Annotated in this window: 17 protein-coding genes; 10 read left to right on the top strand and 7 right to left on the bottom strand. The window is 58.7% G+C overall.

All coding sequences use genetic code 11. From position 1 onward, the window contains the following. The 4 genes from AACV31_RS21155 (at position 1) to AACV31_RS21140 (ending at position 5,247) form a co-directional block, all read left to right on the top strand. A complete protein-coding gene (locus AACV31_RS21155) occupies positions 1-1,542 on the top strand; it encodes an efflux transporter outer membrane subunit (RefSeq protein WP_165153445.1) in 1,542 nt (513 codons plus the stop codon). Positions 1,543-1,768: 226 nt separating this feature from the next. Beyond that, positions 1,769-3,145, top strand: coding sequence for a glycoside hydrolase family 1 protein (locus AACV31_RS21150; RefSeq protein ID WP_165153601.1), 1,377 nt, complete (start codon positions 1,769-1,771; stop codon positions 3,143-3,145). A gap of 35 nt (positions 3,146-3,180) precedes the next feature. Beyond that, positions 3,181-4,518, top strand: coding sequence for a PTS sugar transporter subunit IIC (locus tag AACV31_RS21145; protein WP_165153603.1), 1,338 nt, complete (start codon positions 3,181-3,183; stop codon positions 4,516-4,518). A 12-nt stretch (positions 4,519-4,530) separates the two neighbouring features. Then, positions 4,531-5,247 (top strand): GntR family transcriptional regulator, encoded by a 717-nt coding sequence (locus tag AACV31_RS21140; RefSeq protein WP_146377038.1) that lies wholly within the window; start codon positions 4,531-4,533, stop codon positions 5,245-5,247. 71 nt (positions 5,248-5,318) lie between these two features. Here the strand turns inward: AACV31_RS21140 and ldtB are convergent, their stop codons facing one another. Continuing rightward, entirely contained in the window at positions 5,319-6,239 is a 921-nt protein-coding gene (gene ldtB, locus AACV31_RS21135) for a L,D-transpeptidase (protein ID WP_075199554.1), read from the bottom strand. Between the two features lie 219 nt (positions 6,240-6,458). On the opposite strand from ldtB, the gene AACV31_RS21130 reads away from it, so the two are divergent. Continuing rightward, positions 6,459-8,051, top strand: a complete 1,593-nt coding sequence (locus AACV31_RS21130; RefSeq protein WP_041923371.1) for an ABC-F family ATPase — start codon at positions 6,459-6,461, stop codon at positions 8,049-8,051. Positions 8,052-8,133: 82 nt separating this feature from the next. Here AACV31_RS21130 and AACV31_RS21125 read toward each other — a convergent pair whose 3' ends face one another. The 3 genes from AACV31_RS21125 to AACV31_RS21115 form a co-directional block, all read right to left on the bottom strand. Beyond that, positions 8,134-10,278 (bottom strand): filamentous hemagglutinin N-terminal domain-containing protein, encoded by a 2,145-nt coding sequence (locus tag AACV31_RS21125; protein WP_165153446.1) that lies wholly within the window; start codon positions 10,276-10,278, stop codon positions 8,134-8,136. 727 nt (positions 10,279-11,005) lie between these two features. Continuing rightward, positions 11,006-13,369, bottom strand: a complete 2,364-nt coding sequence (locus AACV31_RS21120; protein ID WP_165153447.1) for a glycoside hydrolase family 31 protein — start codon at positions 13,367-13,369, stop codon at positions 11,006-11,008. Positions 13,370-13,379: 10 nt separating this feature from the next. Beyond that, the gene (locus AACV31_RS21115) at positions 13,380-14,690 is read right to left on the bottom strand and encodes an MFS transporter (RefSeq protein WP_165153448.1); all 1,311 of its coding nucleotides are present in this window, start codon (positions 14,688-14,690) and stop codon (positions 13,380-13,382) included. A 306-nt stretch (positions 14,691-14,996) separates the two neighbouring features. Between AACV31_RS21115 and AACV31_RS21110 the strand changes: the two genes are divergently transcribed. Continuing rightward, positions 14,997-16,067: a LacI family DNA-binding transcriptional regulator gene (locus AACV31_RS21110; protein WP_165153449.1), complete on the top strand. Its 1,071-nt coding sequence runs from the start codon at positions 14,997-14,999 to the stop codon at positions 16,065-16,067. Here AACV31_RS21110 and moeB read toward each other — a convergent pair. Then, positions 16,064-16,822 (bottom strand): molybdopterin-synthase adenylyltransferase MoeB, encoded by a 759-nt coding sequence (moeB, locus tag AACV31_RS21105; protein WP_165153450.1) that lies wholly within the window; start codon positions 16,820-16,822, stop codon positions 16,064-16,066. The two genes, AACV31_RS21110 and moeB, sit on opposite strands and share 4 nt — an antisense overlap. Position 16,823: 1 nt before the next feature. Further along, positions 16,824-18,053 carry a molybdopterin molybdotransferase MoeA gene (moeA, locus tag AACV31_RS21100; RefSeq protein WP_165153451.1) on the bottom strand — a complete coding sequence of 410 codons (1,230 nt, stop codon included), beginning with the start codon at positions 18,051-18,053 and terminating at the stop codon, positions 16,824-16,826. A gap of 235 nt (positions 18,054-18,288) precedes the next feature. Between moeA and gsiA the strand changes: the two genes are divergently transcribed. The 4 genes from gsiA to gsiD all read left to right on the top strand — a co-directional run bounded on the left by gsiA (position 18,289) and on the right by gsiD (position 23,825). Continuing rightward, entirely contained in the window at positions 18,289-20,163 is a 1,875-nt protein-coding gene (gsiA, locus tag AACV31_RS21095; RefSeq protein ID WP_105537848.1) for a glutathione ABC transporter ATP-binding protein GsiA, read from the top strand. 30 nt (positions 20,164-20,193) lie between these two features. Continuing rightward, the gene (gene gsiB / locus AACV31_RS21090) at positions 20,194-21,732 is read left to right on the top strand and encodes a glutathione ABC transporter substrate-binding protein GsiB (RefSeq protein WP_165153453.1); all 1,539 of its coding nucleotides are present in this window, start codon (positions 20,194-20,196) and stop codon (positions 21,730-21,732) included. A 258-nt stretch (positions 21,733-21,990) separates the two neighbouring features. Beyond that, positions 21,991-22,911 (top strand): glutathione ABC transporter permease GsiC, encoded by a 921-nt coding sequence (gene gsiC / locus AACV31_RS21085; RefSeq protein WP_007768642.1) that lies wholly within the window; start codon positions 21,991-21,993, stop codon positions 22,909-22,911. Positions 22,912-22,913: 2 nt separating this feature from the next. Further along, positions 22,914-23,825: a glutathione ABC transporter permease GsiD gene (gene gsiD, locus AACV31_RS21080; protein WP_007768643.1), complete on the top strand. Its 912-nt coding sequence runs from the start codon at positions 22,914-22,916 to the stop codon at positions 23,823-23,825. 228 nt (positions 23,826-24,053) lie between these two features. On the opposite strand, the gene rimO is transcribed toward gsiD, so the two are convergent. Next, complete coding sequence (rimO, locus tag AACV31_RS21075; RefSeq protein WP_015740651.1) at positions 24,054-25,379, bottom strand: 30S ribosomal protein S12 methylthiotransferase RimO; 1,326 nt, start codon at positions 25,377-25,379, stop codon at positions 24,054-24,056. Positions 25,380-25,519: the final 140 nt, after the last annotated feature.

Raw genomic sequence — 25,519 nt, 5'->3', positions numbered from 1 at the left:
ATGTCCGGGAGAGTGACCTTCCCCTTTTCACTGACGGCGCTCGCGCTGCTGCTGGCCGGCTGCGCGGTCGGCCCCGATTATCAGCCGCCTTCGCCCGTCACGCCGGGCGCCTTTGGCGAAACGGCCCGGCAGAACGCGCCGGATGTGGCATCTAAGGCGCGCAGCACCGCGCCGGAGCCGCGCTGGTGGCGCACCTTTAAATCGCCGCAGCTCGACAGCCTGATTGAACGCGCCATCGCCGGTAACTTATCGCTGCAGCAAACCGTGCTGCGTATCGCGGGCGCCCGCGAGCAGATAAACCAGGCGGGCGGCGCGTTTTTCCCGGCGGTCAACGGCAACCTGCGCGCTACGCGCCAGCAGCTTGGGCTGGAAGGCGAGCTGAAATCGCATGATGTCTATGGGCAGCTTAATGATGTCGATCCGCAAATCAGTTCGGCGCTCGGGCCGCTGACGCAGCCCATTAATCTGTACCAGGGCAGCTTTGACGCGCAGTGGGAGATTGACCTGTGGGGCAAAGTGCGCCGCCAGGTAGAGGCCGCAGACGCGCAGCAGAAGGCGGCGATTGAGCAGCGCAACGATGCGCTGGTCTCGCTTGAAGCCGAAGTGGCGCGCGCCTGGCTGCAACTGCGCGGCGCGCAGAGCATTCTCGCCACCATGAATCAGCAGATTGCCTCGGCGCAGCAGACGCTGGAGCTGACCGAAAGCCGCCAGCAAAGCGGGTTGTCGCCGCAGCTGGATGTGGAAAACGCCCGCGCCCAGCTCGGCACGCTCCAGGCGCAGCTGCCGCAGTATCAGGCCCAGGAGCGTCAGGCGATGAACGGGCTGGCGGTGCTGCTTGGCAAGCCGCCGGGCGCGCTCGACGCCGAATTGCAGGCCGCGCAACCACTGCCGGCGTTGCCGGAAATCGTGCCGGTAGGCATTCCGTCGACGCTGGCGCGCCGTCGCCCGGATGTGCGTGAAGCCGAGGCGCGGCTCCATGCCGCGACCGCCCAAATCGGCGTGTCGGTGGCGCAGCTCTTTCCGAGCCTGTCGCTCTCCGGCCAGTTTGGGATGCGTAACAGTGAAACCAACTACCTGACCGACTGGAGCAGCCACTTTTACAGCTTCGGCCCGCAAGTGTCGATTCCCATTTTCCAGGGCGGGCGGCTGGTCTCCAGCGTGAAACTGACCCGCGCGGAACAGGGGGCAGCGGCCTTACAGTATCGCCAGACGGTGCTGACGGCGTTAAGCGACGTGGAAAATGCGCTGGTCAGCTACCGCACCGACCAGCAGCGCGAGGCGGGGCTTGAGAAAACGCTGGACGCGCTGCAAACCTCGTTCGATCTGGCGAGCGACAGCTATCGCAAAGGTATCGCCACGTTCATTGAGGTCCTCGACGCCCAGCGCCAGCTGGCGCAGGCTGAGCAGCAGCGCGCGCAGGCGCGGGTGCAGAGCAGCCTGGATCTCGTCGCGCTCTACAAAGCGCTCGGCGGCGGCTGGGAGCCGTATCAGAACGTTCGCCTGCCTGATTACGACGTCTTCGGCCCCGCGCCGCGCGGCTGAACATGCGATTTTCCCTGTTTCTCCTGCGCAAAGCGGTGAGTGAAAACTCACCGCTTTTTTCTGCCGTGCGCTGACGCACATTTTTTTTCATCGCCTTTCCCGATGGCTTTTTTTTACGAGATTGTTCGCAAATTAATCACCTGCGCGTTGGCACCGAACGGCGGTTAGCTATATGACTAGTCATATTCAAACTATGACTTTACATGAAAGCGACAGGAGAAAAATGATGACTCACACGCTGCCGGACGGTTTTCTGTGGGGCAATTCGGTTTCCAGCATGCAGACGGAAGGCGCCTGGAATGAAGACGGCAAAGGCCCGTCGGTGTATGACATACGCGAGGCGAGCGAATTTGCCTCTGACTGGAAAGTGGCGACTGACAGCTATCACCGTTATGAAGAAGATTTCGACCTGATGGCCGATCTGGGCATGAACTGCTACCGCTTCCAGATAGCCTGGAGCCGCGTCTGCCCGGAGGGCGACGGGGAGTTTAACCCGCAAGGGATCGCCTTTTATGAACGTTTTATCGACGGCCTTCTCGCGCGCGGCATCGCGCCGATGATTTGTCTGTATCACTTCGATATGCCGCTGGCGCTGGCGCAGAAATATAACGGCTTTACGGACCGGCGCGTGATGGACGCCTTTGTACGCTACGGGCAGAAGATGATCGACTGTTTTGGCGATCGGGTGAAATACTGGCTGACGTTTAACGAGCAAAACATCTATCACATGCCGGAAGCGTTCCGGGTGAGCGGCTATCTAAAGGGCGATAAAACGCTGCGCGAGCTGTATCAAATCCAGCATCACGTGATGATGGCGCATTGTAAGTTGACGCACTACCTGCATCAGCAATGCCCCGGCGCGCTGATGGGCGGCATGCTGGCGCATCAGCTTATCTATCCTGCCACCTGCAAGCCGCGCGATATTTTTTGCGCTCAGCAGTATGACGAATTCCTGAACCAGAATCTGCTGCGCGCTTTCGCAGGCCAGGGCTACAGCCCGTCGGTAATGGCGGTAGTGGCGCGCGAAGGGTTCGACGATATCTTCCGGGCAGGCGATCTGGCGCAACTCGCACAGATGAAAAACGACTTTATGGCCTTTAGCTACTATGCCAGCAAAACGCTCGACAGCGACGCCATTCCTGATGACGCGCCGTTGAACGACTGGCTGCGGTATGGCGATAAACCCAACCCGTGGCTGAAGGCCACCGAATGGAACTGGCAGATCGATCCACTCGGTTTTCGCACCCTGATTACCCGCTATTACAACGACTGGCGGCTGCCGGTCTTTCCCATTGAAAACGGCATCGGCGTCATTGAGCAGTGGGATGGCGTTCACCCAATCGAGGACGACTACCGCATCGCGTATCACCGGGATCATATCAACGCGATGAAAGCGGCGATAACGGAGGACGGCGCGCAGGTGATGGGCTATCTCGGCTGGGGGCTTATCGACATTCTCAGTTCGCAGGGCGATATGCGTAAGCGCTACGGCGTGGTTTACGTCAATCGTGAAAACCATGACCTGAAAGATCTTAAACGTGTTCCCAAAAAGAGCTACGGCTGGCTGAAGCAGGCGATCGCCAGCAACGGCGAAACGCTGTAGCGCGAGCGGGGCGGGCGACGAGAAGAGGCTGAATGATGACGCAAACAACCATAACGCCGAAAATGCAGGCATTTGTTGAGAAATTTGTCGATTACTCCGCGCGTCTGGCGGGGCAGGTGCATCTGCGCTCGCTTCGCGACGCGTTCGCGATGGTGATGCCGGTCTTTATCCTGGCCGGGCTGGCGGTACTCATCAATAACGTGGTGTTTCCTTGGGTGCTGGAGGGCGAGACGCTGGCGCGCTTTAAGATCTGGGGGGAGGCCATTATTAACGGTACGCTGAACATCGCCGCGCTGTTGATTGCCCCGATGATCGCCTGGGCGCTGGCGCGCAACCGCAACTTTGGCAATCCGGTTTCCGCCGTGGTTATCGCGCTGTGCAGTTTTATCATCATGATGCCGCTGCGCCTTAACGTGGTGCCGGAAGGCGAGCAACATGCGGTCAGCGTGACGCAGCTGTTGGCCTTCGCCAATATCGGCTCGACCGGGATTTTCGCGGGCGTGTTGATCGGGCTTATCGCCACCGAGGTGTTTATCCGCATCTCGTCCATCCGCGCGCTGGATATTTCGCTTGGCGAGAATGTGCCGCCTGCGGTAGGCCAGTCGTTTTCCGCCTTGATTCCAACGATTCTCACGCTCTCTGGTTTCGCCATTGTCGCCGCGCTGCTGTCGGGCGTGCTGCATACTGATTTGATTCATCTCATCACCACGCTGATCCAGCAGCCGCTGCGGCTTATTAATACCAGCCTGCCGGGCACGCTTTTTATCTACAGCTTCGGGAATTTCCTGTTCACGCTCGGCATTCATCAGTCGGTGGTCAACAGCGTGGTGCTGGAGCCGTTTTTACTGATCAACACCAATGAGAATATGCTGGCGTTCGCCAACGGGCAGCCTATCCCGCATATCATCAATAATATTTTCGTGCCCACCTTCGGCATGATTGGCGGCACCGGCAGTACGCTGTCGCTGCTTATCGCGATTTTCATCTTCGCGCGGCAAAAATCGTCGAAACAGGTCGCCCGGCTCGCGATTTCGCCAGGGCTGTTTAACATCAATGAGCCGGTGATTTTCGGCCTGCCGATTGTATTTAACCTGCCGCTGATGATCCCGTTCGTGTTGCTGCCTGCCATCGGTATTTTTTTCGCCTGGTGTTGTACGTCGCTGGGGCTGATGTCGCGCTGCGTGGTGATGATCCCCTGGACGACGCCGCCGGTGCTGAGCGCCTGGCTTGCCACCGCAGGCGACTGGCGTGCGGTGGTGGTTCAGTTGATCATCATTGTCTTTGGTGTATTCTTCTACCTGCCTTTTCTCAGGATAGCTGAGCGGGTAGCCATGAAAAACAACGAGATAGCAGACTCCTCCCCCCACTCATAACGGAAGCGGCAGATGGCGGCGAAGTACATCGCAATTGCGCGGGAAATCAAAAAACGGATCGTCAGCCAGCAATATCCTGCGAGCGAGCCGCTGCCGGATCAGTTTGCGCTCGCGGAAGAGTTCAATACCAGCCGGATGACCATCCAGCAGGCGATGCGCCAGCTGATTGTCGAGGGGCTGGTGTATACCCGCAAAGGGCTTGGCACCTTCGTGCGGAAAAATTTCCAGCAGATATCCCGCTGGGATCGCCCCGGCAGCGACTATTTCGGCGCCACCCGCACGTGGCAGGGGCTGGGTACGGTCACCAGCGAAATCATTAAATTCGAGCTGCGTTTCCCCGATGAAAAAGAGCAGGCGTCGCTGCTCATTGACGCCAGCGCGCCGGTGTATGACTTCGTGCGCCTGCGTCTGGTTAATAACGAGCCGGTGTCGCTGGAGTTCACGCTGATGCCGGTAAATCTGGTGCCGGGGCTTAACAAATCGCATCTCGAAAGCTCGGTATTCGGCTACGTGCAGGAGACGCTGGGGTTGAAACTGATGGGCTCCTGGCGCGTGGTGCGCGCGCTTAAGCCTGGGGAGGAGGATAAGCGTTATTTACAGTGCGACATCACCGACCCGGTGCTGGAAGTGGAGCAGGTGGTTTACCTGGATGACGGTACGCCGCTCGAATACGCCCGCTGCCATTACCGCTACGATCACGGCGGCATCATCATGGTGAATCACGGCTAGGCGCGGCAGCGCGCATAAAAAACCCCGCGGACATCGCTGCCTGCGGGGTTTTTTTATCGCCTTGCGGCAGATTAATTCAGACGGACCGGCATACCGGAACGGTTCTGCACCGCCTGCTCAACGACGTTCTGATCGACATCGCTCTGGCTGGTGACAGTAGTCACCGCTTTGGTGAGCGTAATCGGCACCAGTTCGTTGTTGTTGATCTGATCTTCGCTGGTGGAGAGCGGGTTATGCACCTCGATGTAGCGGCTGCCATCCGGCTCGGTGGTCGCTTTCACCGGCTCGTTGACAAACTGCACGCGGGTACCGACCGGCACGTTCTCGAACAGGAATTTAATGTCTTCGTTACGCAGACGCACGCAGCCGTGGCTGACGCGCAGGCCGATACCGAAGTTGGCGTTGGTGCCGTGAATAGCGTACAGGCGGCCGATATAGAGCGCGTAGAGGCCCATCGGGTTATCCGGGCCAGCCGGTACGACCGGCGGCAGCGGTTCGCCTGCGGCCGCGTATTCCGCGTGCATCTTGGCGGTCGGCGTCCAGGTCGGGTTCGCGCGCTTGCGCTCGACTTTCGTCACCCAGTTGATCGGGGTGTCTTTACCGAGCTGGCCGATACCGATCGGCAGCACGATAACCGTGTTGGTGCCTTGCGGGTAGTAATACAGACGCATTTCGGCGCTGTTAATCACAATGCCTTCATGCGGCGTATCCGGCAGGATCAACTGCTGAGGAATGTTCAGAATGGTGCCGCCTTTCGGCAGATACGGGTCGACGCCCGGGTTGGCTTCCAGCATGTTGGAAAGCCCCATTTGATACTGTGCGGCGAAATCTTCCAGCGGCAGATTATTGCCGTCAGGGATCGTCACCACCTGGTTTTCACCCACCAGACGGCTACCGTCGGTCGGCAGAGGATAAGTCACCGCAGAGGCGGAGTTACAAAACCCGACGACTGCGAAGGCTGCCACTAAAAGCGTGCGTAATTTCATCTTCATGTTATGCAAATATCGTTGCCGGACCGGCCGTTAGAGTGAACGAAAGAATACAGGGAGCGCATTATATGTGCATTCTCCGTGGCAGGGAATTGAGATGTGTGCTTATTCACATTTTTTTCCCATTCCTGAGTCAGTGTAGTCAGCCCATTGACGGGGGAAATAAATTCGGAGTTATGGCATAATGCGTTGTTTATCACACATCTTACCCAGGAATTACGCGTGTTAGTTACCAGCAACGTCACCATGCAGTTCGGCAGTAAGCCGCTGTTTGAAAACATTTCCGTCAAGTTTGGCGGCGGCAACCGTTACGGTCTGATTGGCGCCAACGGGAGCGGCAAGTCCACTTTCATGAAGATCCTCGGCGGCGATTTACAGCCGAGCGCGGGCAACGTCTCGCTCGACCCTAACGAACGCATCGGTAAGCTGCGCCAGGATCAGTTCGCGTTTGAACAATACACCGTGCTGGACACCGTGATCATGGGCCACGGCGAGCTGTGGGAAGTGAAGCAGGAACGCGATCGTATCTACGCGCTGCCGGAGATGAGCGAAGAAGACGGCTATAAAGTGGCCGATCTCGAAGTGAAATATGGCGAAATGGACGGCTACAGCGCAGAGTCCCGCGCCGGTGAGCTGCTGCTGGGCGTCGGCATTCCGCTGGAGCAGCACTACGGCCCGATGAGCGAAGTCGCTCCTGGCTGGAAGCTGCGTGTCCTGCTGGCGCAGGCGCTGTTCTCGAACCCGGACATCCTGCTGCTCGATGAACCGACGAACAACCTGGACATCGATACCATTCGCTGGCTGGAACAGACGCTCAACGATCGCGACAGCACCATGATCATCATCTCGCATGACCGTCACTTCCTGAACATGGTCTGCACCCACATGGCCGATCTCGACTACGGCGAGCTGCGCGTCTATCCGGGCAACTACGACGAGTACATGACCGCCGCCACCCAGGCGCGCGAACGTCTGCTGGCGGACAACGCCAAGAAAAAGGCCCAGATTGCCGACCTGCAATCCTTCGTCAGCCGCTTTAGCGCCAACGCCTCGAAATCCCGTCAGGCGACCTCCCGCGCCCGCCAGATCGATAAAATTAAACTGGAAGAGGTGAAAGCCTCCAGCCGTCAGAACCCATTTATCCGCTTCGAGCAGGATAAAAAGCTGTTCCGCAACGCGCTGGAAGTGGAGGCAATGACAAAAGGCTTCGATAACGGCCCGCTGTTTAAAAACGTCAGCCTGTTGCTGGAAGTGGGCGAGAAGCTGGCGATTCTGGGCGCCAACGGCGTGGGTAAATCCACCATGCTGAAAACGCTGGTCGGCGAACTGCAACCGGACCACGGCACCGTGAAATGGTCTGAGAATGCGCAGATTGGCTACTACGCGCAGGATCACGAATATGAATTCGCCAACGATCTGACCGTGTTCGAATGGATGAGCCAGTGGAAACAGGAAGGCGACGACGAGCAGGCGGTTCGCAGCATTCTCGGACGTCTGCTGTTCAGCCAGGACGATATTAAAAAGCCTGCCAAAGTGCTGTCCGGTGGTGAAAAGGGCCGCATGCTGTTCGGCAAGCTGATGATGGAAAAACCGAACGTTCTGGTGATGGACGAACCTACCAACCACCTGGATATGGAATCGATCGAATCGCTGAACGCCGCGCTGGAGATGTACCAGGGCACGCTGATTTTCGTCTCCCACGACCGTGAGTTCGTCAGTTCTCTCGCGACCCGCGTGATTGAAATCACTCCGGAGCGCGTGGTGGATTTCTCCGGCGGTTACGAAGATTATCTGCGCAGCAAAGGCATCGAATAATTCCTCGCCTTGCGAAAATAAAAACGGGGAGTCATCTGACTCCCCGTTTTTTTATGGCCTGGCGTTAAACCGCCTGGGGCGATTAATAATCGTGTAGATCGTAATACCCTTCGATACGACCATGGTTCACAAAGCGATCGGTGAAAATCTCATTATCGTCGCTGGAGATTTTAGCGCCTTTATGGTTGGTCACCTGATGCGAACGTAGCGTTATCGTATCGTAAGAATAGAGCGAGCCATCGTTATCCAGCGTATTCACCGCCTCGATTGACAGACCGTCGCGGCCATTAATATAACCCCCGTTTTCATTGACGAATGATTTCGCCGCGTAAATCGCGATGTCATCGCTGGTCGAGATGCTGCCTTTATTGGAGAAGGTGCTGCTGTTAAGCGTAATCGCGCCGGTGCCTTTGATGGTGCCGTCATTGGAGAAATTGTCGGCGGCGTTGATGGTAATATCGCCCCCTCTCGATTCTACGGAGCCGTGGTTATTCACATAGAAATCGTCATCGGCGTTAACGGTGATATTCCCGGTCGCTAAAATCGTACCGTTGCCCACATCAAACGTATCGCCTTGTAAATAAACCGTGTTGCCTTTCAGCGTTCCCTTATCATTATTAAAATAACCGCTGCTCATACTGACAGTATTACCGGCGATGGTGCCACCGCTATCACACATGTCCGCACTGTTATCGATGGTGTCGGCGACAATATCCAGCTGCCTGGCGCTGAAAATCGCGCCTGCCGTATTGGTTAAGGTTTTGGTATCGACCGTCACATTGCCGACAGCCCCCAGCACGCCTTGTTCGTTATCGAGACTGTGGGAGGCATAGGCGTCCAGCGCGCCTTGCGCATAAATTTTGCCCCGGTTGCGAATATCGTGGGTTTGCAGCGCCATATCGCCCGCACTGCTGATAAGCCCGTCTTTTTCATTCTCCAGCGTGTCGCTGGTTATCGTCAGCGTGTTTTGCGCCTGTATTTCATTCTGGTTATTGATCTTATGCGCGGCGACAGACAGCGTATCGGCGCTGATTTCGCCCCGGTTGCTGAGTTCATCGGCGCTGATCGTCATCATGCCGCCGCCGGTCAGGCGACTGCCGTTATCGATATCGCCTGCGCTCACGCTGATATCTTCGCGGGCAATAATTCCCTGACCGTTATTATCCAGCGTCTCGCCATGGGTATTAATGTTGATTCTTTCCGCCGTGATTAACCCATTATTGTTGTTATCAAGCTGGCCGCTGGCGATGGCTAAATCGCGCTCGGCCTGCAGGGTGCCATGATCGTTATCGACAGCGTGCTGATTGGTATCGATAAGCAAGTCTTTATTCGCGGAAATAATATTATTGTTTTCCAGCTCACCATCCAAAGTGATAGAAATGCTTTCCGCAGCCGTAGAAATAATGCCGTTATTGCGCACGCCGACGCCATCTTCTGTACCAATAAGCTCAATCTTATTCGCATACATTCCGCCGAGACTGGAAACATCCAGCGCCAGAGAAGGCTGAGGGCTGAATATTTCCGGTTTAATTTCCTGGGCGTCCAGCGTTTTATAATTCACTTTGTTGCTGCCGGTGACGATCCGCAAATCACGCGCCGTAAGCTGGGCATTCACGACCACGGAGCGGGAGATAATATCGGTATAGTCCGTCGCATGGTCGTCCATGCCTTTGCCGGTAATCACGATTTTGCCGTCCGTGACGTTAAAGCCGCTGACTTTACCGCCTGTCATGTCAACGCTGCCGGTGACCAGCGTCGAGCGGCTGGTATTGATGAAACCACAGCCGTCGCAGGTAATGCCCGAAGGGTTGGCGATGATAACCGCAGCCTGCTGGCCCGCCACTTCCACCATGCCGTTTAACTGGCTCGGGTTGGAAGAGGCCACTTCGTTTAAAATCACGCTGGCGCTGCCGCCTGACATATTCGCGTTGCCGTCGACATTGCCGGCAAGCGTGGTGTTACTGCTGCCTGCGCCATTATTCAGCACCACGCCTGCGCTATTAACGTCGAACTGTTTGTAGTAATTATGCGAAACGCCGCCATCTGACGGCGCGCTGACGTCAACCACCGTCGCGCCGTTGCCCGTCACATTAACCGTGGTGGTGGGGGATTTTTGCTGATCGACAACAATCGCGGCGTGAGCCTGCGATACCAGCCCAAGCGCAATCCAGGTACTCAGGCAAAGGGCGCTGATACGATAGCGCGGCGACGACACTGACATTTTCATAAATAATCCTTCATTTAGCAGAAAATAAAATAGCCTGCCGCCTTTATTGCAGGCAGACCGGTTTTTTCTCATCAAGAGAAATCCTGAGGGCAATAGCGATACGGCGCGTTATTTATCTGGCGCAACTCGCTGGCGAAATATGAACGTTACAGGTGGGCATCGCGCCACGCTCCTTGTGTGGTAATTACGCATCCCTGTAAGGAATAATTTAAGGAATGCGGATTATCTTCCCATTGAAACCATGCGGGTCGTGGTAGCGATAAACGGCCGTATGTTCCAGAAAAAGCACTAAAAAAACACTGGCAGCGACGGTAACAAACCGGTTTTATCAAGTCAGATGGTTAATAACGATGGATTAGCGATGGTTAAGTGTTTTCACTTATCAATCAATGCGAAGCAATATAATATTTTTGGTGTGAATTATTTGCGCTGGCTTTTATATGGTTAATGCGTTGATTTAAAAACAAATAATAAGAGGTGTAATACTAACGCGAACCCGGCAAGAAAGTACGATTCCGGATGATATATAATGCTCAATAATCACTGTTACTAATGATAAAAATAAAATGTGACGTAATAACACACTTTTTCTCCGTCATTATTTTTCCGAATAATTATGCCGCAAAAATAGATTTATTATTCGCCGGGTAATCATGGAATTATTCAGATAAAAAAACGCCGCGGCAGGATGGCGGCGGCGTAGTGATTACAGCGTTTTGTTTCGGCGTTAACGCTCCCAGCGCTGCCCCGGTTTGCCGTTAATATACAGCGTGCGGTGCTCATCGGCAGGGAGCGTAACGTCAATGGCATCCCATGCCGGACGGTAATCGCCGGTCACAGAGAACGTCAGATGAATGGCGTCGGCGGTGCATTGCATCTGCCAGTTCACCCACAGGGCGTTACCCTCACGGTATCCCCAGGTTTCACCGTCATCTTCAAACAGCAGGCCTGCGGTATCGCCGTTGCCCGGCACCGGGAAAAGCCTCAGCTCGCGCGTGTCGTCGCGCTGCGCATCGACATGACGCAGTCGCGCGCTGAGCGGCAGGCCAGCGCCTGCGCGCACCAGCAGCGGCAGACGCTCAAGCGGCGCATCCAACGTCACCTGCTGACCGCCCGCGTACCAGCGTCCCGTGTGGAAATCGTACCAGCCGTGGTCATTCGCGGGCAGCCAGAGCGTGCGGTTACGCGCGCCGGGCTCCACCACGCTTGCCACCAGCAGATCGCGGCCCAGCATAAACTCGTCGCACTCCTGGAAAGTCTGCGCGTCATGTTCGTGGTCGAGGAACGTCGGGCGCAGCATCGGCTCGTCATCGTCATGCGCCTGCCACAGCAGCGTATAAAGGTAAGGCAGCAGACGGTAGCGCAGTTCGATGGCGCTGCGAATGGCGGGCGTCACTGCCGGGTACATCCACGGCTCGTTAACGGTCCGATCGTCATTCCACGAGTGGATGGTAAAGCGCGGGTGCATGACGCCGTTCTGTACCCAGCGCACGAACAGCTCTGCGTCTGGTTTGTCGCCGGAGAAACCGCCGACGTCGTGACCGACGTTATACAGCCCCGACAGGCTCATACCCAGCCCCATGCGAATGTTGTAGCGCAGCGTCTGCCAGCTGGTGCGGTTATCGCCGCTCCAGGTCTGAACGTAGCGCTGCATTCCCGCGCAGCCGGAGCGCGAAATCAGGTACGGGCGTTTCTCTGGCGCGAAGGTCTGCTGGGCCTCCATCGAGGCGCGCATCATCAGGAGCGGCATCACCGGGCGGATATGTTTAATCGCCACCGGCTCGCCGAAGCCGTTGCAGCGCGCTTCGCCGTCCCAGACCTCATATTCGTTATTGTCGTTCCAGGTGGAATCGATGCCCATCTCCAGCAGCTGCGTGGTGACGCCGTTCTGCCACCAGGCGATGGTCGCCGGGTTGGTGAAATCGAGGTGCGAGCCTTCGTCATCCCAGAAGCTGGAGCGCTCCGGCGCGTCGTTTTCGGAATCGCGGATAAACAGCCCCTGCTGCGCCACTTCCGTATAGCGCGGGTGATCCTGCAACAGGCAGGGCTTGATATTCGCGGCGAGCTTCAGCCCGGCGTTATGAAACGCCGCGCTCATCGCTTTCGGCTGCGGCACTTTGTCGTAGTTCCAGTTAAAGACGTAGCGCTTATTATTGATGGAGGTGTAACCCGACGAGAGCTGGAAGGAGTCGCACGGGATAGCCTCTTCCTCGCACAGGCGAATAAAGTGCATCAGCTGATTCTGCGCATCCGGCGCGTCGGTGTAATGCATCGTTGAACCGCTGTAGCCGAGGCTCCATTTCGGGCCGAACAGGGTTTTCCCGGTCAGGCGGACAAACGCTTTGGTGACATCCAGCACGCGCGGGCCGACGAACAGGTAGTAATCGATATCGCCCGCTTCGGCCTGCCAGCGGCGGTAGGGCAGGTGATAGTTGTCGATTTCATTACCGAGATCGAGCCAGCAGCTGCTCAGGTTGTCGTAAAACAGTCCGAAGCTGACCTGCTCGCGGCGGGTAATGGTAAACGGGATATGTTTATACAGCGGATCGGTGCTGGCGGCGTTATAGCCCATCGCGTCAAGGTTACGCATCTCGAAGCGGCGGCCAGTGCGCTCCAGGTCGCCCGCTTTTTCGCCCAGCCCGTAATACCGGTCGTCTTTCTGGCGACGCTGATAGTGCGCCACGCCGTCGCCATGCGCGTTCATCAGGTAGGCGCTGGTGGGGCGGTCGCTCGTGAGAAACTGCCAGTGGCCGTCATCGTCGCGGTAATGCCACTCCAGCCACAGCGGCTGATGCACCGTCACGCGCAGGCGTTCACTGCTGATGACCAGGCGCTCCGGCGTTTCGTCGAGCGTAAAGCCCGGCAGGCTGAAGCCGTCGAGACTGTCGCGCGAGCGGCCTTCCCACGGCGTGTCGTCGCCTGGCGCGATGCTCCACGTGCGGTTGAGCGCATACGCGCCGCGGCGTTTCACCGCCACGCGGAACAGGCCCGGCTCCAGCACCCACAGGCAAAGCGTATGGGCGTCATCGACGGTCAGCTCGACACGATGGTCGTCGGCGTGGGTGAATCTCCAGTGTTTGAGGGTTTTCATTCGCATCTCCCTATAAAGCGCGGTTGTTGCGGCGCTCGGCAATAAAGGCAACCAGGAACACAGCGCCAATCAGGTCAAAGAACCCCATGGCGACAAACAGCGGGTTAAAGCCGATTTTGTCGGCAGTTACCCCGATAATCAGTGAGAACAGGAAGCTGGCAATCCAGGCGCAGGAGCCGCGCATTCCGTTAACGGTGGCCATCTGGCCGCGATCGAACGATTCCACCACCAGCGCGCTCAGCATGCAGGAGATAATCTGATGCCCGAAGCCGCCGATGGAGATAAGAATGATGGTGATGTACGGGTCGCGCGTCAGGGTGACAATCGCCAGCGACACCATGAGAAACGCGCCGGTCACGGAGCTTGCCACCACCGAGTTGATCTGCGTGCAGCCGAACACGCGTACATAAAGCTTCGTGAGATAGCCGCTCGCCACCGAGCCTAAATCGGCGGCCAGGAACGGCAGCCAGGCGAACATGGCTATCTGCTTCAGATCCATGCCGTGCTCTTTGGCGAGGTACAGCGGCACCCAGAAGCTCATCACCGCCCAGGCGGGCTCGGCCATAAAGGCCGGAATGGCGATGCCGTAAAAACGTTTGTTCTTTGAAACGGTTTTCAGCGCGGTAAAGAAGGGCAGGCGTACCGGCGGCGGCTCGTTATCCTGGCGAATAAACGCAAGTTCTTCCTCGCTCAGGCGCGGGTGGTTTTCCGGGTTGTGGTAAAAGAGCCACCACAGCACGACCCAGATCAGCGCCAGCACGCCGGTAAACAGAAACGCGCCTTGCCAGCCGAAGGAGATATGCGCGAAGTAAATAATCGGCGGCGCCAGCATCGCGCCGATGGAGAACCCGACGCCCGCCCAGCCTGCGGCGACCGGACGCTCTTTTTTCGGGAACCATTCGCCAAGCGTTTTGGCGTTGGCAGGCGTCGCCGCCGCTTCCGCCGCGCCCATAAAGAAGCGCAGGATCGCCAGATGCATCCAGCTGCCGGCCCCGGCATGGAGAATACACATCAGCGCCCACAGCGAGGCGCAAATCAGAAAGCCGATTTTTAAACCAATAACATCAATCAGCCAGCCGCACAGCGGCTGAAACAGGGTATAGGCGAGCTGAAACGCGCCCACGATGTAGGAGTACTGTTCGGTGGTGATGCCCAGGCTCTCTTTCAGCTCGGGCGCAAGAATGCCCAGAGAGTTACGGGTGATGTAGTTGACGGTCACGCCCATCAAAAACAGCACCAGCACCCACCAGCGCAGATGACGGATGGCGCGGCGGGTACGGGTTTTCACCGCGCCGACATCCTGATTAATGCTCTGACTCATTTATTCTTCTCCACGGTTAGCCTGACGGGTATAACAACTCGCATTCCGGACGCGCCGGAAACCACAGCAGAGACCGCTATTTATTTGAATTAACATAATTTTTGTAGGGATCGCCATACGCGTTTTAGATAAAAGCTGTACGACAACCTGAGAGTAGAGCAGCAACTGGAATGGTAGTAGCCCCTTTTATGCAAGGATTTTCATCAAAGACCATAACTGTGTTAAAAGAAGCCTTACAGGAAGGGATATATCGTAAAAAAGATACGTGAAAAATTTTTCATTTCACAACCGGAGATGGATCACAAAATGAGTAAAAAGCTCCAGGTCGCCCGGATCGCCGAACAAACGGGGCTGTCACTCAGCACCGTTTCCCGCGTGCTGGCGGGCAAAGCCAATACCAGTGAAAAGGCGCGCCGCAAAGTGCGGGAGTGCGCGAAAGCGCTGGGCGTGCTGGAGGATATGGCGGCAGGCAGGCTGCTGCTCAACAGTCTGGTCGTGTTCGCGCCGCGCCGCGCGTTTGATGAGCGGTCCGACATCTTTTACTACCGCGTGATCCAGAGTATTAACAAAGCGCTGGAGCCCCATGAAGTGCGGCTGCGCTACTGCGCGCTGGAGGAGAACGACGCCGACGCCAACCTGTTTCTTGCCCGTATGAACGATCCCCAGACCGAGGCGGCGCTCCTGCTCGGTATCGACGATCCGCACATTCACGATCTGGCATGTGATGTGGGTAAGCCGTGCGTGCTCATCAACTGCCGCGATCGCAAAATGCGTCTGCCGGCGGTCGCGCCGGATCACCGGGCGATTGGCGAGAACGCGGCGCGCTATCTCTTTGAGATGGGCCACCGCGAGGTGCTGAACGTGCTGTGTCTGCGACGCTATACGATGGAGCTGCGTCTGGCGGGCATCCGCGACGCCTGGGAGGCGCAAAACCTGGCGTTTGACGAGAAACGACACTTGCTGACGGCACCGGATTTCAGCGCCAGGGGCAGCGAGGCGCTGGTCACGCGGTTTCTGGAGGAAACGCCCGCGGCGCGACTGCCCGGCGCGCTGCTGGTGGGCGGCGACTTTATGGCGGCGGGCGCGGTGAAAGCATTACAGAACGCAGGACTGCGGGTGCCGCAGGATATATCCGTAATGAGCATCGACGCCTTTAACCTGGCGGCGATTGAAGATGTGCCGCTGACGGCGGTGCATGTGCCGCGCGACGCGCTGGGCGAAGAGGCGGTGTTTATGCTGCAACAGCGGCTCATTCGCCCGCAGGCTGCGGTCGGCACGCTGCTTTTGAACGGCACGCTGGACGTGCGCGAATCGGTGCGCCGCGTCAGGCCGGGGCGGGGGAGCGCTAGCGTACAGCGCGACGGGCTGTACGATTAACGCCCGTCGCCGCAGACCTCGCAGTGCGGGTTGCGCGCCAGTTTCATTTCGCGAAACTGCGTGCGCAGCGCGTCATAGACAACCAGCTTTCCGGCGCACGGCTCACCGTAGCGCGCCAGCACTTTGATGGCTTCCATCGCCTGCAACGATCCAATAACGCCCACCAGCGGCGCCATCACGCCCGCTTCCACGCAGGTCAGCGCGTTGTCGCCAAACAGGCGGCTCAGGCAGCGGTAGCACGGCTCGCCGGGCTGCCACGTAAAGACGCTGATCTGGCCTTCCATGCGGATAGCCGCGCCGGAGACCAGCGGCACTTTATGACGAAAACAGAGCGCGTTGAGCTGATTGCGCGTCGCCACGTTATCGGTGCAGTCGAGCACCAGATCGTGGCGGGCGATGAGCGCTGCGAGCGCCGCGTCATCCAGCTGCGCGTTGACGGTGTCGATAACGCAGTGCGGATTGATGGCGCTGAGCGCCTCACGCGCGGATTCCACCTTCGGCTGGCCGATGGTGGCGTCGCGATGCAGCACCTGGCGCTGGAGATTGGAGAGGGCCACCGTGTCGAAATCGAGCAGCGTCAGCCTGCCGGTGCCCGCCGCCGCTAAATAAGGCGCGGCCGCGCAGCCAAGACCGCCGAGGCCCACCACCAGCACGCGCGCGGCTTTCAGCCGCTCCTGGCCGTCAAAATCGAAATCCCGCAGGATGATTTGCCGGTTATAGCGCAGCATCTCGGCATCGCTTAACGCCTCGGTCATTTCAGCCTCCGAACAGGTGGTTAAACAGCTCGATCTCAACCCATTCGCCCGGCTCGATGTTGCCGCGTTCGCGCTCCAGCACGATAAAGCAGTTGCCCTGGCTAAAGGAGCTGAAAATATGCGAGCCCTGATGGCCGGTGCTCACCACTTCCGGCAGGCCGTCCGCGCCGGTGCGCAGCACGCCGCGCTGGAAATCGAGCCGTCCGGGCGATTTTTTCAGCCGCGTCGCCGCCCGTACGCGCAGGCGCGGCGTGGCGACATCCTGCTGGCCGCTCAGCCTCGCAATCAGCGGGCGCACCAGCTGATAGAACGTGACGGCCGCGGAAACCGGGTTGCCCGGCAGCCCGCAGAACCAGCTGTTGGCGAGGCGGCCAAAGGCGAACGGTTTGCCAGGCTTGATAGCGAGTTTCCAGAAGCCGATTTCGCCAAGCTCCTCCAGTAGCGTTTTGGTGTAGTCCGCTTCGCCGACGGAAACGCCGCCGGAGCTCAGCACCAGATCGGCCTCGCGATCGGCCTCCTGGAACGCGGCACGCAGGGCGTTCGGGTCGTCGCGGATAATGCCGAGGTTAACCACATCGCAGCCGAGCGCTTCAAGCATCAGGTGCACCGCGAGACGGTTGGTGTCATATATCTGGCCTTCCGCCAGCGGCTGGCCGGGGAGCTGGAGTTCATCGCCGGTGGAGAAAATCGCGACGCGCGGCTTGCGCACTACCTCGACTTCGGGAATGCCGAGCGAGGCGAGCAGCGGCAGTTCGGCGGCGCTCAGTTTCTGGCCTGCTTCCATCACCACCGCGCCCTGACGAATATCTTCGCCGCGACGGCGGATGTGCTGGCCCGCGCGCGCGTCGGCGGTAAAGCGCACGCCCGCGTCGCTGGTCTGCGCCTCTTCCTGCATGATGACGGCCTCTGAGCCCGGCGGCACCGGGGCGCCGGTCATGATGCGGATAACCGTGCCCGCTGGCCATTCGCCGCTAAACGGCTGGCCCGCGAACGCTTTACCCGCCACCGGCAGCCACTCGCCGGACGCGACGTCAGCCAGGCGCACGGCGTAGCCATCCATCGCGGCGTTATCAAAGCCCGGCACATCCAGCGGCGAGGTGACTGCGCGTGCGGTCACCCGGCCCAGGCTTTTCAGCAGCGGCAGCGTTTGCGTCTCACTCAGGGGAACGATGCGGGAAAGCATCTCCTCAAGGGCGGTTTCCAGGGACATCAGTCCGGCGGTCGGTTCCATGTTTCACTCCAGCGCGACAATCACAAAACGCCTATTATGACAGAAAGGGCGGCAGGGATGCATGTTTCGCCCTCAGCCGCGCCCGGCGGGCTTTACATCACATTTACCTCTTTCTATATTCAAAATTCGTCTGAAAGCGCGGCAACAATAATGATATTTATAGAAAAAACGCAGCCGCCCAGGAATAATTTTGCTAAATGCTTATGCGCCGAACCATCACCAGCGAGGAACCGCAGTGCCTAAAGTTGAAGTGTTGCCTGAAGAACAGGTGTTGTCGGTTTCCGGCCTGAGCGTACGTTTTAAAAATGAAGGCGACCCCACCGACGCGGTGCGCCAGCTCTCATTTAACCTGAAACGCGGCGAAACGCTGGCGATTGTCGGGGAATCCGGCTCGGGGAAATCGGTCACGGCGCTGTCGCTGATGCGCCTGATTGAACAGGCGGGCGGCGAGATGGAGAGCGGCCCGCTGCTGCTGCGCCGCCGCAACGAGCAGGTGATTGATCTGCGCGCGTTCAGCCAGAAACAGATGCGCGACGTACGCGGCGCCGACATGGCGATGATTTTTCAGGAGCCGATGACCTCGCTGAACCCGGTCTTTCCGGTAGGCGAGCAGATAGCCGAGTCGATTCGTCTGCATCAGGGCTTCGGGCGCGAAAAAGCCATGCGCGAGGCCAAACGGATGCTCGATTTAGTGCGCATCCCCGAGTCCGAAGCGATGCTGGCGCGCTTTCCTCATCAGCTTTCCGGCGGGATGCGCCAGCGCGTGATGATTGCGATGGCGCTCTCGTGCCGCCCGGCGGTGCTGATCGCCGACGAGCCGACCACGGCGCTGGACGTCACCATTCAGGCGCAGATCCTGCAACTTATTCGCGTATTGCAGCAGGAGATGTCGATGGGCGTGATTTTTATCACCCACGACATGGGCGTGGTTGCCAATATGGCCGACCGGGTGCTGGTGATGTATCAGGGCGAGGCGGTGGAAACCGGCAGCGTCGAGGAGATTTTCCGCCGCCCGGCGCACCCCTATACCCGCTCCCTGCTGGCCGCCGTGCCGCGCTTAGGCGCGATGAACGGCACCGATCTGCCGCGTAAATTCCCGCTTAACCACGCGCCGCGTTTTGATATGGACCCGCCCGATGCCGAGCAGGATACGGTGGTGCCGGACAGCGAGCCTATTCTCCAGGTGCGCGATCTCGTGACGCGCTTTCCGGTGCGCAGCGGCATCTTTAACCGCGTGAAGCGCGAAGTCCACGCGGTTGAGAAAGTGAGTTTTGATCTGTGGCCCGGCGAGACGCTGTCGCTGGTGGGCGAATCGGGTTGCGGTAAGTCGACCACCGGGCGCTCGCTGCTGCGCCTTGTGGAGACGCAGGGCGGCTCGATTACCTTTGGCGGCAAACGCATTGATACGCTCTCCGACAGCGCGATGCAGGCGGTGCGCCGCGATATGCAGTTTATCTTTCAGGACCCTTACGCCTCGCTCGATCCGCGCCTGACGGTCGGTTATTCCATTATGGAGCCGCTGCTGGTGCACCGGTTGCTCGACGGCGAGGCGGCGCGCAAGCGCGTGGCGTGGCTGCTGGAACGCGTGGGGCTGAAGCCCGAGCACGCCTGGCGTTACCCGCATGAGTTTTCCGGCGGCCAGCGCCAGCGTATCTGTATTGCGCGCGCGCTGGCGCTCAACCCGAAAGTGGTGATCGCCGATGAGTCGGTCTCCGCGCTTGATGTCTCTATCCGCGCGCAAATCATTAACCTGCTGCTTGATTTGCAGCGCGATTTTGGCATTTCGTTTCTGTTTATTTCACACGATATGGCGGTGGTGGAGCGTATCAGCCACCGCGTGGCGGTGATGTATCTCGGGCAGATTGTTGAGATAGGTCCGCGCCGCGCGGTGTTTGAAAACCCACAACACCCCTACACCCGCAAGCTGATGGCGGCGGTGCCGGTGGCCGATCCTGGTCATCCGCGCCGTCAGCCCGTGCTGCTTTCCGATGAGATCCCGAGCGCCACGCGCCCGAAAGGCGACGCGCCGTTTGTCGCGCCGCTGGTGCAGGTGGGGCAGGGACATTATGTGGCGCGCCACCCCGTAGGGGCGACGGACCACCATTTTTAATTTTTCAGGTACGGCTTTCAGGAGAAGACTATGACACAACACATCGCACGCCGCTGGCTGGTCGCGGCAGGGCTGGCTTCTGCGCTGGCCGCCGCGCCCGCCTTTGCGCAGAAAGAGATTGTCGTGGCCGTGGGCTCAAGTTTCACCACGCTCGATCCTTACGACGCCAACGACACGCTCTCCCAGCAGGTCGCCAAATCGTTCTATCAGGGGCTGTTTGGCCTCGATAAATCGATGAAAGTGCAGAACGTGCTGGCGGAAAGCTACAGCGTGTCGGACGACGGGCTGGTCTACACGATTAAGCTGCGCAGCGGCGTGAAGTTCCAGGACGGCACCGATTTTAACGCCGCGGCGGTAAAGGTGAACCTCGATCGCGCCAGCAACCCGGACAACCACCTGAAGCGTTATAACCTGTATAAGAACATCGCCAGCACCGAGGCGGTGGATCCGACGACGGTCAAAATTACCCTCAAACAGCCATTCTCGGCGTTTATTAATATTCTGGCCCACCCGGCGACGGCGATGATTTCCCCGGCGGCGCTGGAGAAATATGGCAATGAGATAGGCTTCCATCCGGTCGGCACCGGGCCGTATGAACTGGTGACGTGGAACCCGACCGATTTTGTGAAGGTGAAGAAAAACGCCCACTACTGGCAGCCGGGGCTGCCGAAGCTTGACGCCATCACCTGGCGTCCGGTGGTGGATAACAATACGCGCGCCTCGATGCTGCAAACCGGCGAAGCGCAGTTCGCGTTCCCGATCCCTTACGAGCAGGCGGCGCTGCTTGAGAAAAACAGCAAGCTGGATCTGGTGGCTACGCCTTCAATCATGCAGCGTTATATCAGCATGAACGTGACCCAGAAGCCGTTCGATAACCCGAAAGTGCGCGAGGCGATTAACTACGCCATTAACCGTCAGGCGCTGGTGAAGGTGGCATTTGCGGGCTATGCGACGCCCGCCACCGGCGTGGTGCCGCCGACGATTGAGTTCGCGCAGCAGTATCAGCCGTGGCCATACAACCCGGCCAAAGCCCGCGAGTTGTTAAAAGAGGCGGGCTACCCGAACGGCTTTAGCACCACGCTCTGGTCGTCGCATAACCACAGTACCGCCCAGAAGGTGTTGCAGTTTACGCAGCAGCAGCTGGCGCAGGTGGGGATTAAAGCGAAAGTGACGGCGATGGACGCGGGCCAGCGCGCCTCGGAAGTGGAAGGCAAAGGGCAGAAAGAGAGCGGCGTGCGGATGTTCTACACCGGCTGGTCCGCCTCAACCGGCGAGGCCGACTGGGCGCTTTCGCCGCTTTTCGCCTCGCAAAACTGGCCGCCGACGCTGTTTAACACGGCCTTTTACAGCAACCCGTCGGTGGATAAAGATCTCGCCGATGCGCTGAAAACCACCGATAAGGCCCGTAAAGCCGCGCTGTATAAAGCCGCGCAGGATACGCTATGGAAAGAGTCGCCCTGGGTGCCGCTGGTGGTAGAGAAGCTGGTGTCGGCGCACAGCAAATCGCTGACCGGGTTTTACATGATGCCGGATACAGGCTTTAGTTTTGAGGATGCGGATATCAAGTAAGCGTTGCAGGAAGGTGGGTGCGCTTACGCTTACCCACCCTACATTTATGCACCCAACCGCTGTAGGGCGGGTAAGCGAAGCGCACCCGCCGAGCCAGAGTTGGCAATGGAAACCGTAGGGCGGGTAAGCGAAGCGCACCCGCCGAGCCAGGGTTGGCGATGGAAACCGTAGGGCGGGTAAGCGAAGCGCACCCGCCAGTGGCAGACCAGCACGTACTCATAACAGAAGAAGAGATCATGAAGGAATACAGGGTTTCGCATGTTTAGCTACATCATAAAACGCCTGCTGGGGCTCATCCCGACGCTGCTCATCGTGGCGGTACTGGTGTTTTTGTTTGTTCATCTGCTGCCGGGCGATCCGGCGCGCCTGGTCGCCGGGCCGGAGGCGGATTCGCAGGTCATTGAACTAGTGCGCCATCAGCTCGGGCTCGATCAGCCGCTCTGGCAACAGTTCTGGCACTACATCAGCAACGTGGTGCGGGGCGATTTCGGCACCTCGCTGGTGTCGCGTCGTCCGGTCTCGGAAGAGATAGCCAGCCGCTTTATGCCGACCTTCTGGCTGACGCTTGCCAGCATGAGCTGGGCGATGATCTTCGGGCTCGCCGCCGGGATTGTCGCGGCGGTGTGGCGCAACCGCTGGCCAGACCGCCTGAGCATGACGCTCGCAGTCTCCGGCATTTCATTCCCGGCGTTCGCCCTCGGTATGCTGCTGATGCATATCTTCTCGGTGCAGCTCGGCTGGTTGCCTACCGTGGGCGCCGACAGCTGGCGGCACTATATTCTGCCGTCGCTGACGCTGGGCGCCGCCGTGGCGGCCGTTATGGCGCGCTTTACCCGCGCCTCGTTCGTCGATGTGCTGAGCGAAGATTACATGCGCACCGCCCGCGCCAAAGGCGTGAGCGAAAAGTGGGTTATCCTGAAACATGGCCTGCGCAACGCCATGATCCCGGTCGTCACCATGATGGGACTACAGTTCGGCTTTCTGCTGGGCGGCTCTATCGTGGTGGAAAAAGTCTTTAACTGGCCGGGGCTGGGGCGTCTGCTGGTGGATTCAGTGGAGATGCGCGACTACCCGGTTATTCAGGCCGAAGTACTGCTGTTCTCGCTGGAATTTATTCTTATCAACTTAGTGGTGGATGTGCTCTACGCCGCCATTAACCCGGCTATCAGGTACAAGTAAGGATGCGACTTTTCAACTGGCGCCGACAGGCGCTTATCAACGGCATGCCCACCGTCCGGCCATCGACGACGCGCACGCCGTGGCATGAATTCTGGCATCGCCTCAAACGCCAGCCGGTGGCGCTGGTAGCGGGCGGCTTCGTGCTGCTGCTGATAGCGCTGGCGCTGTTCGCGCCGTGGATCGCGCCGTTCGACGCGGAAAACTATTTCGATTACGACCGCCTCAATGAAGGGCCGTCGATGGTGCACTGGTTTGGCGTCGATTCGCTGGGGCGCGATATTTTCAGCCGGGTGATTGTCGGCGCGCGGATTTCGCTCGCCGCCGGGGTGTTTGCGGTCTTGACGGGGGCGCTGATCGGCACCGTGCTGGGCCTGCTGGCGGGCTTTTACGAAGGCTGGTGGGACCGGGTGATTATGCGCATCTGCGACGTGCTGTTCGCCTTTCCGGGTATCTTGCTCGCCATTGCCGTGGTGGCGGTGATGGGCAGCGGCATGGCGAATGTCATTATCGCCGTGGCGATCTTCAGTATCCCGGCCTTCGCCCGCCTGGTGCGCGGCAATACGCTGGTGCTGAAGCATCAGACGTTTATTGAATCGGCGCGCAGCATAGGCGCGTCGGATGCGACCATTCTGTTTCGCCATATCCTGCCGGGGACGGTGTCGTCGATTGTGGTCTATTTCACCATGCGTATCGGCACGTCGATTATCTCCGCCGCCAGCCTGTCGTTTCTCGGCCTGGGCGCGCAGCCGCCGACGCCAGAGTGGGGCGCGATGTTAAACGAGGCCCGCGCGGATATGGTGATGGCCCCGCACGTGGCGATTTTCCCGAGCCTTGCGATTTTCCTGACGGTATTAGCGTTTAACCTGTTGGGCGACGGGTTGCGCGACGCGCTGGATCCGAAGATTAAAGGGTAGGGCGGGAAGTGGCGGGTGCGCATCGGGATGGTGGGTGCGCTTCGCTTACCCACCCTATGGGATAGGTTGGTGGTGAATGGCGGGTGCGCACGCTTACCCGCCCTACGGGAAGAGTGGTGGTATGTAGGGCGGGTAAGCGCAGCGCACCCGCCGTTGCAACACACCGCCGTCCGGCACCCGCAATAAAAAAGGCTGCCATCGGCAGCCTTTTCACGCAGCGCAGAAACCTTATACCAGGCTTCCCCACAGGTCATATTCGTCGGCGTTTTCCACCTTCACGCGTACCACGTCGCCCGGCTTCAGTGTGGTTTCCCCGTTCAGGTATACCGCGCCGTCGATTTCCGGGGCGTCCGCCATGCTGCGGCCAATCGCGCCTTCGTCGTCCACTTCATCAATGATGACCAGGATCTCGCGGCCCACTTTTTCCTGCAAACGCTCGGCGGAAATCTGCTGCTGCAACGCCATAAAGCGGTTCCAGCGCTCTTCTTTCACCTCTTCCGGCACCTGATCCGCCAGATCGTTGGCGGTCGCGCCTTCGACCGGGCTGTACTTAAAGCAGCCCACGCGATCCAGACGCGCCTCTTTCAGGAAATCCAGCAGCATCTGGAAATCTTCTTCGGTTTCGCCAGGGAAGCCGACGATAAACGTCGAGCGCAGGGTCAGCTCGGGGCAGATCTCGCGCCACTGCTTAATGCGCGCCAGCTGGCGGTCTACCGAACCCGGACGCTTCATCAGCTTCAGGATACGCGGGCTGGCGTGCTGCAACGGAATATCCAGATACGGCAGGATTTTGCCTTCGGCCATCAGCGGGATCACATCGTCCACGTGCGGGTACGGGTAGACGTAATGCAGACGCACCCAGACGCCCAGCTTCGCGAGCTGTTCGCACAGGCTTACCATGCTGGTTTTGACCGGGGAACCGTTCCAGAAACCGGTGCGGTGTTTCACATCCACGCCGTAAGCGGAAGTGTCCTGCGAAATCACCAGCAGCTCTTTGACGCCCGCTTCCACCAGACGTTTGGCCTCGGCCAGCACGTCGCCAATCGGGCGGCTGTCGAGATCGCCGCGCATCGACGGGATAATGCAGAAGGTGCAACGATGGTTGCAGCCTTCGGAAATTTTCAGGTAGGCGTAGTGGCGCGGCGTCAGCTTCACGCCCTGTTCCGGCACCAGGCTCAGGAACGGGTTATGCTTCGGCTTCGGCACATAATGATGAACATGTTGCAGCACCTGCTCGTAACTGTGCGGCCCGGTTATCTCCAGTACTTTCGGGTGCACTTCGCGGATCTGATCTTCTTTCGCGCCGAGACAGCCAGTGACAATCACCTTGCCGTTTTCATTCAGCGCCTCGCCGATCGCCTCCAGCGACTCCTGCACCGCGCTGTCGATAAACCCGCAGGTGTTGACGATAACCATATCGGCGTCGTCATAGCGTGGCACCACGTCATAACCCTCGGTGCGAAGCTCTGTCAGGATGCGCTCAGAGTCCACCAGGTTTTTTGGGCAGCCCAGCGAAACGAAGCCGATCTTTGGCTGCTGCATTACATTGCTCATAGGTCAAAAATTCATCATTTATGGAGTTATCAGGGCGGGGATTTTACAGAGGTTGGTGGGAAATTTGTACTGCTATCTTACGCTCCCCGCCTTGTTAAAGATTTTGTAAAAGTCAGTCCGGCACTCTGGCGGCTGGCTAC

This window comes from Cronobacter sp. EKM101R (assembly GCF_963888145.1).
In the GTDB taxonomy this organism is placed as follows: domain Bacteria; phylum Pseudomonadota; class Gammaproteobacteria; order Enterobacterales; family Enterobacteriaceae; genus Cronobacter; species Cronobacter turicensis.
Note: the sequence above shows the minus strand (reverse complement) of the source record. Positions and strands in the feature narration are given on the sequence as shown.